Origin of the sequence: Streptomyces sp. MI02-7b, from assembly GCF_033793585.1 — a bacterium.
Taxonomy (GTDB): Bacteria; Actinomycetota; Actinomycetes; order Streptomycetales; family Streptomycetaceae; genus Actinacidiphila.
Genome location: NZ_JARAWX010000005.1, coordinates 451166 through 461590, shown reverse-complemented (window position 1 = coordinate 461590; position 10425 = coordinate 451166). Strand labels below are relative to the sequence as shown.

Below are 10425 nucleotides of genomic sequence, written 5' to 3'. Positions count from 1 at the left end.
CCCACGGCGTGACCTCCGAGACGGCCGGCCTGATCTACCACGGCGAATCGCGCGGCCTCAGCGAGGCATCCAGCGACATACTGGCCACGGCCGTGGCGTGCTAAGACACCAACCCGTCGCCCACACCCGCCTGACGCTGCCCGCGATTAGGGAGGGTAGATCTCGGTGCCCGGCCGCGCGCCCGCTCCGCGACGGTGCCGGAGGTTCCGGTCATGTCCGAATCACCCGTTCCGGTACTGCGCGGCGACCTTCTCGGCCAGCTGCTGGGACTTGTCCAGCGCGGCGTCCACCGAGGTGCGCCCGGCGATGGCGGAGGCGATCTCCTGGGAGACCTTGGTGCCGAGGTCGGGGAACTCCGGGATGTCGACGAACTGGATCCCCAGGGTGGGCCGGGGCTGGGTGCCGGGGTCGCGCGGGTCGGCGCCGGCGATGGCCTCCTCCGTGGCCTTGGCGAACGGGCCGGCGACCTTCAGGTAGTCGGCGTTCGCGTACGTCGAGGTGCGCTTGCCGGCCGGGACCCGGGCCCAGCCGAGCTTCTCGCCGACCAGTTCCTCGTACCCCTTGCCCGAGGCCCAGGCGACGAATTTCGCGGCGTCGTCCTGGTGCCTGCTCGCCTTCTGGATGCCCCACGCCCAGGTGTACAGCCAGCCGGAGTTGCCGGTTTTCACCACGGGCGCCGGCGCGTAGCCGACCTTGCCCGCGACGGGGGAGTCGGCGCTGTCGAGGATGCCGGCGGCCGAGGTGGCGTCGTACCACATGGCCGTCTTGCCCTGCTGGAAGGCGCCCAGGCACTCGGCGAATCCGGCCTGCGGGGCGCCCGCCTCGCCGTGCGAGCGGACCAGGTCGACATAGAACTTCGTCGCCTCCTTGAAGGCGGGGGCGTTCACCTGTGCCTGCCAGTCCTTGGTGAACCACGTTCCGCCGAAGGTGTTGACCACGGTCGTCAGCGGCGCCATCACCTCGCCCCAGCCGGGCAGTCCGCGCAGGCAGATGCCCTTCATGCCGGGTTCGGCCCCGTCCGCCTTCGCCGCGAGGTCCGCGACCTGCTGCCAGGTCGGGCGCGCGGGCATGGTGAGGCCCTTGGACTCCAGCACGTCCTTGCGGTACATCAGGAACGACGACTCGCCGTAGAAGGGCTCGGCGTACAGCTTGCCGTCGGCGCCGGTGAGGCTCTCCTTCATGGACGGCAGGATGTCCGCCTGGTCGAACTCCGGGTCCTTGGCGACGGTGTCGTCCAGCGGCGCCAGCCAGCCGTTCTTGCCGTAGATCGGCGCCTCGTAGTTGCTGATGGAGGCCACGTCGTAGGTGCCGGCCTGGCTGGAGAACTCCTGACTGATCTTGTCGCGGACGTCGTTCTCGGGCAGCACGGTGAAGTTGACCTTGATGCCGGTGCTCTGGGTGAAGTCGGAGGCGGTCAGCTTCTGCAGGTCCAGCATCTGCGGGTTGTTGACCATCAGGACGTTCACCGAGCCGCCGCCGGACGCGCCGTCGGAGCTGCCGCCGCCCGCGCCGGCGCAGCCGGTGGCCAGGAGCGCGGCACATGCCGCGACGGCGGTGAGGCGGGGGACGGCGCGGCGCCGCCGTGGCGTTCGGGGGTCGTTGGCACGCATGGGGGAGGCCTTTCTGTGGGAGGGGTCCCGGCGGCGCGCGCCGGGCGAGGGGCGCGCGAGGGTGTGCCGGGCCGGCCCGCGGCGGCTCGCACGCGGGCTGGGGGGAGGGGACGGTGGTCAGACGCGGATGACGTTGGGTCCGAGCAGGGAGTAGCGGTGGGCCTCCGCGGCCGGCAGGCCCGTGTCGCTCACGACGGTCTCGAAGTCGCCGATCTCCGCGAACCGGCAGAAGCTCGAGACGCCGAACTTGGTGTGGATCCCGACCAGTACGCGCCGCCGGGCGGAGCGCACCGCCTGTGCCTTGACGTCCGCGACGACGGGATCGGGGGTGGTCAGCCCGAAGTCGCGGGAGATGCCGTTGGCCCCCATGATCGCCAGGTCGATGACGAACGAGGACAGCATCTGGGTCGCCCAGGAGCCGACGGTGGCCAGGGTGCGGCCCCGTACCCGGCCCCCGAGCAGCAGCACGGTGGTCTCGGAGGACTGGGCGATGGCCGCCGCGGTGGGGAGCGAGGCGGTCACCACCGTCAGCGGCCGGTCGGTGGGGAGCAGGGCCGCCAGCAACTGCTGCGTGTAGCCCTCGTCGACGAACACGGTCTCGGCCTCGCCGAGCAGTCTCACCGCGGCCGCGGCGATCCGGCGCTTGCTGTCCACGTGATGGGTCTCGCGCCGGGCCAGGTCGGTCTCGAAGCCCGCGCTCTCCACGGGATAGGCGCCACCGTGGGTGCGGCGGACCAGTCCCCTGCGCTCCAGTTCGCTCAGGTCGCGGCGGATGGTCTCCGGCGCGACCTTGAAGTCCGAGGCCAGCGCGGTGACCTCCACCTGGCCGGACTTCCGCACCAGGGCCAGGATCCGGTGCTGCCGTTCGTCGCCCCGCATGTCCCGCACCTCCCTGGTCCGCCGGTACCGCCGGGCCCGCCGGTTACGCCGTGCGCGCACGGCGTTCGCCGACGCCCCATGGCCGTTCGGTCAACTTCGGGCATCCGGTGCCCGTTTGGGCCCGCCCGAGATTTATACCGCCGTGGGACGCGGGCCGGTCAGCCCGTACAAGGGAAGACTGTGCCCGTATCTGCCCGTTTCCCGGTACGGTGAATCCCAGCTCAGAGGGTGTCCGGCGGCATCCGGGCAGTGAGTTTGCCGGTTTTTCTGCGTTTGACTCGTCGCCGCGACCCTGGTGGCGGACGAACGGAGCGGCGGAACGATGACCACCTGGCGGCACACCCTGGACCGGGCCGGCATCGACGGTCCGGCACTGCGCGAGGCCTACACCGCCCAGCGCCGGCTGGCCGCCCGCTTCGACCGTGCCACGTCCCTCGGCGTGCGGCTGCTGCTGCCCGCGGACCTCGTCCCCGACGTCGTCGCCACCACCGCGTTCATGCACCACACGGACAACCTGCTCGACCGGGACGCCGACGGCGAGGCCGCCGGCGCGGCCTTCACGGCGTGGGAGCGCCGCGTGCGCGAGGCCCTGAAGGACGGCACCGGCGGCGCCGGCGACGGCGGCAGCGATGACGAGTTGCTGCTGCGCGCCCTCGCCCGCACGGTCTCCCGGCGGCCCGTACTCGGCGAGGTCGTAACCGAGTACCTCGCCGCCGCACCGGCCGACGCCGGCTGGCGGGGCTTCGCCACGGAGGCCGACTTCCAGGCCTACGTGGACGCCTACTCCCTGCCCGCCTTCCTGCTCGTCGCCTGCCTGCTCGCCCCGCCCACCGGATACGCCGGCTACCGGGCCGCCTGCCGTACCTTCGTCGAGGCCGCCCAGCGGCTGGACTTCCTGGAGGACGTGACCGAGGACCTGCGCGCCGGCCGCCTCGGCATCCCCGAGGACGCCCTCGCCCGCCACGGACTCACCCGCGCCGGCCTCCAGCACGGCACGGGTGAGGGCGACTTCGAGGGCCTGGTGCACGACGTCGCCGCGACCACCCGGCGCGGCCTGGCCGACGCCCGCCGTCTGATCGACATCGTCCCGGCGCCCCACCGCCCCATGACGCGCGCTCTGATCGACCTCCAGGGCCACCGGCTGCGTGTGGCGGAACGCCGCGGCGTCGCGCTGCTCACGGGGCCCGCGCGGCGCCCGGTCGCCGCCGCGCTGGGTACCCTCGCCGGCGCGTACGCGCGCACGTTCCGCCGATCCGCCGGGCGCTGAACGGTCCCGCGCCGCGGTTCGGGCGGCTCGGGCCGTCCATTCGGGCCGCCGGCCGCGGCATTTCCCGTGGTCGAGAATTACCCGTATGGGAACGGTGTGTTTCCGATCCCGTCGGTGTGCGACACCTTGCGGAACTTAATATAAGGTTCAAGCATCGGTGGTCGGGCGACGGGGGAGTCGCCGCGGCCGTGCCCCGGGGAATGGCAAGGACGCCGCCGCGGGAGACCCGGTTCCGAATTTCAGGCGGCACGCCGGCGAGATTTGTGGGCACACGCGTCGGGCGATCGGCCGGCCCGAGTTCCCCTTTCCGGGCCCGGCGGAGCGCGTGCCGCCCAGTGCCAGGTGGGGAGTTCCTTCGTGGGGCAGCATCAGCATATCTATTCGCATGCCTTCTATCCCGTGCTCGCCTATGCCATGGCGGCGGTGGGCTCCGGACTCGGGCTCGCGTGCGCGGCCCGATTCCACGCCCGCGGGCTCGCCCGTGGCTGGTCGTGGCTCGGCGCCGGGGCGCTGACCCTGGGGTCGGGCATCTGGGGCATGCACTTCATCGCCATGCTCGGCTTCTCCGTCGACGGCGTGGAGTTCCGCTACGACGTGCCGCTGACGGTCGTCAGCCTGCTGGTCGCCATCGTGATCGTCGGCTTCGGGATGTACGTCGCCGGAGTGCGCAGGTCGTGGTCGGGGCTGCTCATCGGCGGCGTCGGCGCCGGGTTCGGTGTCGCCGCCATGCACTACATGGGCATGGAGGCCATGCTCTTCCCGGGAAAGGTCGACTACACCACCTGGCTCGTGGTGCTCTCCGTGGTGATCGCCGTCGTCGCCGCCACCGTGGCACTGTGGTTCACCCTGCGGGTGACCGGGACCTGGGCGACGATCGGCGCGGCCCTGGTGATGGCCGTCGCGATCAGCGGCATGCACTACACGGGGATGGCGGCCGTGAACGTGCGGGATGTGTCCGGTGTCCACAGCGACAGCGGTGTCACCGGCCTGGTCCTCGTCGCACCGCTCATCATCGGCCTCGGCCTCGAACTCATGCTGATCACTTTCGCCGTTCTCATGAGCCCCGTCCAGGAAGTGCGCGGCCGTACGGCGGTTCCGGTGGATCCGGCCGAGGAATTCCGGGTCGCGGGGCGTTACGGGGTCCCCGCTTCGCCTCCCGCCGCGTCGGCGACCCACCCGGGTTCCCTTTCCGGTCCGGTCGCCCCTGACGCATTCGGCGGCGCGCAGGGCGATCCCTACCGGGATTCCCGGGAATTCGGGGGCTGAACACGGGCCGGTCGCCAGGGCCCGACGGGAAATTCCATGACGCGCTGTCAATTACCCGCGTCCCGGGTCCTTTCGGGTCCGCGCCGCCGCCCACCGTGCCCCTGTGGCGGTGGGCGGCGGCGCGGGGTCCTTTCAGCTCCCGGGCACGGTGTCGGTGAAGGCCGTACCGGCGGAGCGGTAGGCGGCGACCCGGGCGGCGACCTGCGCCGGGGTCAGGACCTGGTCCTTGACGAAGTAGACCCAGTCGACCTGCTGGTCGTACGAGCGCGCGGTGCTGCCGGTCTGGCCGGTGAGGTCGATCAGCCAGTGGTTGAAGTCGATCCACTGGCTGGTCTCGGGCAGGTACGGCTGGCCGTGCGTGCCGAAGACCTGGCCGTCGATGGAGTAGGTGATGGCGCTGTTGTCGATGGTGACCTGCAGGTCGTGCCAGCCGTCGTAGTCGGCGCGGCTCTCCGAGTGCGTGTTGACGGCGTTCCAGGGGTCGGGGTTGTAGGTCTCCCAGGACGTCGTGTACATGATGTTGCTCGGCTCGCCCCAGCCGCCGTTGGGCAGGTACTCGAAGTCCTGCTCGCTGTAGTCGGGGTCCATCGGGGCGTTCAGCGGGGTGAAGGCGAAGAACGTCTGGACGATGTGGTCCCCGTCCGGGCCGCCGGTCGGGGTGTCGTCGAAGCGGACCCGCGCCGCGTAGGTGCCGTTGCGGAACTTGCGGGCGCTGGTCTGGAGTTCGGTCTCCTTGGTGCCGGCGGCGGTGCCGTCGGTGGTGAGGCGGAGATTCATCACCTTGTCCGCGCCGGTGCCCGCGACAAAGGTGATGTCCTGCGGGGACCACGTGGCGCCGGGCACGCCGGGCCCGCCCTGGCCGGACTTGACGGTCCAGCCGTGGCTCTGCAGGGCCGGGTCGCTGCTGGAGGTGTAGCGGAAGTCGTCGAAGAGCGCGGGCGCGTTGGGGTCGGTCGGCGGGTCGGTCGGCGGGTCGGTCGGCGGGTCGGTGGGGTCGTTGCCTGCCGGGGCGGTGCCCCAGACGACGGAGCCGCCGCGTTGCAGGGTGATCTTGTTCCAGTCGGCGTAGGCGGTCTGCGCACCGTTGAAGGAGTAGTCGTCGGACTGTGTGAGCCGCTGCCAGTCCGCGCGGTAGAAGCGCAACTGCATGTCGCCGGTGTTCTGGCCCGGGGCGAGCGTGCCCGCGCCGGAGGTGAAGCCGATCTCCAGGTAGCGGTCGGCGGTCGCGGTGGGGTTGGCGAGCGTGCCGAAGGTGCCGGTGATGTTGCCGCAGCCCTTGACCGCCCAGGAGCAGGCGAAGCGGTACGCGGTCGTGGAGCTGTCGGCCTTGAAGTAGTAGCGCAGCGTGACCTCGCTGAGCGGGACGCCGGTGCTCCCGGTGTTGGTGATCTCGAACCAGGGCTCGGCCTGGTCGGCGGTCGCCCCCGTGGCGCTCGTGCGGTACTGGGCGCTGAGGGCGCCCGCCGCGGCGGACGCGGGCAGGGCGGTCAGCCCGGCACAGGCCAGACCGGCCGCGGCGACGACGGCCATGGCCGTGCGGACCCGCGCGGATCTGCGGCGCGGGTCGGTGGTGCGGGACGTTCCTGACATGGTGATCCCTTCCAGTCGGTGGAGTGCGTGGGGCTTACCACTTGGCAACTGGTCTTCCACTGGTAAGGGAAAATGGCATAGACCTGATGGGGGGTCAAGAGGCTTGGAGTAAGGGAATGTTGGCTCGACGCCGATCCTTTGGGCCGGAACCACTGGTGAACTGGTCAGCAACTGGCTAGCCTCGCACCGTGCGGCGTCACGCCGTACGGGCGGGACACCGGACAGAGCACGCACAGGGCACGGACAGGGACGGGGGGCTGATCCATGGCGGGCGAGGCGCCGCGGTCGCCGCTGAAGCGGGAGAAGGTCCGCGACCATCTGCTGGAGCTCGTCGAGTCACAGGAGCCCGGCACACCGATCCCGTCCGAACGCGCGTTGTGCGAGCGGCTGGACGTCTCCCGTCCCACGGTGCGCTCGGCCGTCGACGAACTCGTCAACACCGGCCTGCTGGTGCGCCGGCACGGCAGTGGCATGTTCGTCGCGCCCGCGAAGATCACTCAGGAACTCGCCCAGGGCGCCAGCGTCTTCACCCTGCCGCAGGCCGGGGGCGACTGGCTCAGCCGCGTGCTGGAGTTCGCCACCGTACGGGCCGGGGCGCGGGTCGGCCGCAAGCTGCGCATCTCGCCCGCCGCCGAGATCGTCTACATCGCGCGGCTGCGGCTGGTCGACGGCGAGCCCATGGCCGTGGAGTACCTGCACGTACCCGCCGGGCTGGTGCCCGGACTGCGTGCCGCCGACATGGAGTCGGGGGACTTCTACGCCTTCCTGCGCGACCGGCACGGCGTCCACGTCCACGAGGCCGTCCAGTCCATCGAGCCCACGGTCGCCAACGAGGAGGAGGCGCGGCTGCTCGCGGTGCCCGTGCTCTCGCCCGCGCTGCTCTTCGACCGCCTCACCTGCGACGCGCAGGGACAGCCCGTGGAGTACGTGCACTCCCTCTACCGGGGCGACCGCTACCGCATCGTCTCCCGGCTCGCGCTGGCCGGCACGGTGCCCCCGGGGCCCGCGCCGGCCGGGCACCACCCCGGCATGCCCCCGGACGAGCGCGCCGCACCGGCCGGCACGCTCGCCTCCCTCGTCGGGGACGTCCAGCCCCGTTCTAGCTGAACGGGTCCAGGGTGATGTAGGCCTGCTGCGGATTGCCGTCGTTGACCAGCGACTCGTGGTTGCCGACGTCGTCGAAGGCGAAGGCGTACGCCCTGCCGTCCGCCATCCGCTCGTGGAGGGCGCGGGCGTAGTGGTTGGTGACCGCGTCCTGGTAGAAGTTCGCCGCGCTCGTGTCCGGCTGGTTGGGGTTGACCAGCAGCGTCGAGCGGTTGAAGCCGGCGCACAGCGTGCGCGAGATCGGGCCGCGCACCAGGTCGTTGGGGGCGTCCAGCAGCTTGTAGCAACCGAAGATGCTGTCGGAGTCGGGCTTCTGGAAGGAGGTGACCACCGCCCCGGAGGAGTTGGTGAAGTTCATGACGTTGCCCGAGACCCGCCCGAAGTACCTGGTACCGGGCTGGTCGGCGAACGGGCTGACGGTCAGGGTGGAGGTGGTGTACTTCTGCCAGACGCGGTTGACGTAGTCGTCCATGACCGTGCGGGGCAGGGCGCCGGTCTCGATGCCGTGGCCGGGGGACAGGGCGCGCAGCACCGTTCCGTCGGAGCGGGTCTGGATCAGGCCGGCCCAGCCGCCGGGCCGGGCGCGCAGCGCGTCGAGGAAACCGGTCCAGCCGCCCGGCTTGAGGTGCCCGGTGCTCTTCACCGAGCCGTCGGCGAGCTTGACGCCGACCGCGTAGGGGGCCGAGACCATGTCCACCTGGGTGCTGTTGATCCACAGCCCCGCGTCGTTGAGGGTGTACTCGGTCCAGTTGAACAGGATGTCGCGGTTGGGGTCGCTCGGGTTCTGGACGGCGGGCTGCACCAGGCCGCCGGTCGTCACCTTGAAGACGAGCTTCTGGCCGAACGAGAAGTACAGCCGCCCCGAGAACTTGGGCATCCGGACGGTGACCGACTGGCCGTTCGCGGGCCCTGCGATCGAGGCGTCCGGTGCCGGCGTCGGCGGATTGCCCCCGGCCGGCCAGGCGTGGAACGTGCCGTTCGCGTCGGCCCAGCCCTGCTGTCCGGTCGACAGCTGGGTGCCGAGGTCGTACAGGTACACCGGTCCCGATCGGCCGGAGTTGTTGGTGATCGTCAGGGGGATGGTGGCCGGCACCGCGGCGCCGGCACGGGACGTGGTGCCGAGGGCCGTCAGGCCCACAGCCACCAGCAGTGCGGCGAACAGCACCGCGAGGACTCTGCGGGGTGCGACTCGGGCGTGCACGTGGGTTCCTCCTCGTGTGGGGGGTGGAGGACGGGAGCGATCTCGTGAGAGCGCTCTCAAATTCCCGCGCTCAGCGGGCACTGTCAATCCGCTGGTCCCAAGTCGCTTGTGCGGAAGTCGTGTTCATGCGCCGCCGGGTGATCCCGTGCCCGGGGCGTGACGCAGCCAGACGGAGGCGACCGGCTGCGGGGCCTTCCACTCGGCGGCCAGGGCCGGGGCGACCGGGGTGAAACCGGCGGCCCGGTAGCTGTGCAGAGCCGGGGTGTTGTCGGGATGGACGCGGAGGAAGACGTCGCCGCAGCCGGTCGCCTCACGGGCCCGCACGGCCAGGGCGCTGACGAAGCGGCGGCCGACGACCCTGCCGCGTGCCCCGGGCGACACGACCACGCGGGCGACCTCGACCTCGGACTCCCCCGGATCGACCCAGAGTTCGCCGTAAGCGACCAGCGCGCCCGAGGCGTCCCGCGCGACGTAGGCCTCGACGTCCTCCTCGTCCCGCCACGCCGCGACCACCTGCGGCGGGACGGGGAAGTCCCGCCGACCGCACCACAGGGACACCTCACGGGCAGAGGCCGGCCACGCCGCGACCGCCGTCGCGTACGCCGTGTCGTTCCCACCCGCCCGCAGCAGTTCCACGTGCCTGCGCCACCTCCGCGCGCAGGCTTACCGGCCGGCCCTCTTGACCAGCAGCCAGGTCTCAGCGCGGCCGTCGTCGCCCACCGGGCGGGTCCGCGTCAGGCCGCAACCGGCGCGCAGCTTCGCTCCGTCGAGCCGGTACGAGGCGTGCCCGCGGGCGGGCACCGCCGCGAAGGGGCGGTCGGCGAGGGGCCGGGACGTCCGGTGCCCCGGACGATCACGGTCCCCCCCCGGCCGTCCCTGCCCGACGCCAGGCGCTGGTCACGGGGGTCGCCGGAGGGTCCCTCGGGGACGGCCCAGCTCCTGAGCACGCCGGCCACTTCGAGGCGGAAGTCGAAGGGCGTCGTGCTCGCCTCGTGGATCCGGACGACGAACCGGGGCTCGCCGTCCGGATCCCGGCCGCGGTGGTACTCCGTCAGCGACGTCCCGGCGGCCATGGCGTTCCCCCTCGCGCGGTCAGGTGGCGGGCGCGGGGCGAGGCCCCGGGTCCGGGAGGGGGCCCGGTTCCGGTCCGGGACCGGGCGGCGTCGGGTCCGGGGGCACCGGATCGGGGCCGGGGCGCGGCGGCTCCGGCGGTAGGGGGTCGGGGCCGACGGGCGGCGGCACAGGGCCGGGCGAAGGGCCCGGGCCGGGGCCCGTGGGACCCGGCGAGGGGACGGGGCTCGGGGGCACGGGGTCGGTCATGACCTGGTCCTCCTCGGAAGTGGATCGAGGCGTTCTCCACGGTCGGCTACCCGGTGCCGCGGCCGTGACACGGGCCGTTCCGGTGGCGCTCATGCCGCGGCGGTGAAGAGGGACTCCGTGCCGGAGAGGGACAGCAGTCGTCCCACCTGGCCGCTGACCGCGCGGAGCCGGACCGTGCGGCCGCCTGT

9 protein-coding genes are annotated in these 10425 nt (G+C 72.1%); 3 read left to right on the top strand and 6 right to left on the bottom strand.

Annotated elements, in window-relative coordinates:
* Window positions 1-221: 221 nt before the first annotated feature.
* Both PV364_RS11160 and PV364_RS11155 read right to left on the bottom strand, forming a co-directional pair.
* The gene (locus PV364_RS11160) at window positions 222-1610 is read right to left on the bottom strand and encodes a sugar ABC transporter substrate-binding protein (protein ID WP_319659650.1); all 1389 of its coding nucleotides are present in this window, start codon (window positions 1608-1610) and stop codon (window positions 222-224) included.
* A gap of 117 nt (window positions 1611-1727) precedes the next feature.
* Window positions 1728-2489 carry a DeoR/GlpR family DNA-binding transcription regulator gene (locus PV364_RS11155; protein ID WP_319659649.1) on the bottom strand — a complete coding sequence of 254 codons (762 nt, stop codon included), beginning with the start codon at window positions 2487-2489 and terminating at the stop codon, window positions 1728-1730.
* A 322-nt stretch (window positions 2490-2811) separates the two neighbouring features.
* Between PV364_RS11155 and PV364_RS11150 the strand changes: the two genes are divergently transcribed.
* Both PV364_RS11150 and PV364_RS11145 read left to right on the top strand, forming a co-directional pair.
* Window positions 2812-3756 (top strand): squalene/phytoene synthase family protein, encoded by a 945-nt coding sequence (locus PV364_RS11150; protein WP_319659648.1) that lies wholly within the window; start codon window positions 2812-2814, stop codon window positions 3754-3756.
* Between the two features lie 357 nt (window positions 3757-4113).
* Window positions 4114-5022, top strand: a complete 909-nt coding sequence (locus tag PV364_RS11145) for an MHYT domain-containing protein (protein ID WP_319659647.1) — start codon at window positions 4114-4116, stop codon at window positions 5020-5022.
* Window positions 5023-5154: 132 nt separating this feature from the next.
* On the opposite strand, the gene PV364_RS11140 is transcribed toward PV364_RS11145, so the two are convergent.
* Complete coding sequence (locus tag PV364_RS11140; protein ID WP_319659646.1) at window positions 5155-6612, bottom strand: cellulose binding domain-containing protein; 1458 nt, start codon at window positions 6610-6612, stop codon at window positions 5155-5157.
* 264 nt (window positions 6613-6876) lie between these two features.
* On the opposite strand from PV364_RS11140, the gene PV364_RS11135 reads away from it, so the two are divergent.
* The gene (locus PV364_RS11135; protein ID WP_319659645.1) at window positions 6877-7719 is read left to right on the top strand and encodes a GntR family transcriptional regulator; all 843 of its coding nucleotides are present in this window, start codon (window positions 6877-6879) and stop codon (window positions 7717-7719) included.
* Here PV364_RS11135 and PV364_RS11130 read toward each other — a convergent pair.
* The 3 genes from PV364_RS11130 to PV364_RS11120 form a co-directional block, all read right to left on the bottom strand.
* Window positions 7712-8917 (bottom strand): glycoside hydrolase family 64 protein, encoded by a 1206-nt coding sequence (locus PV364_RS11130; RefSeq protein WP_319659644.1) that lies wholly within the window; start codon window positions 8915-8917, stop codon window positions 7712-7714. The two genes, PV364_RS11135 and PV364_RS11130, sit on opposite strands and share 8 nt — an antisense overlap.
* Before the next feature lie 123 nt (window positions 8918-9040).
* Entirely contained in the window at window positions 9041-9553 is a 513-nt protein-coding gene (locus PV364_RS11125; protein ID WP_319659643.1) for a GNAT family N-acetyltransferase, read from the bottom strand.
* A 98-nt stretch (window positions 9554-9651) separates the two neighbouring features.
* Window positions 9652-9990, bottom strand: a complete 339-nt coding sequence (locus PV364_RS11120; RefSeq protein ID WP_319659642.1) for a DNA polymerase ligase N-terminal domain-containing protein — start codon at window positions 9988-9990, stop codon at window positions 9652-9654.
* Window positions 9991-10425 lie beyond the last annotated feature (435 nt).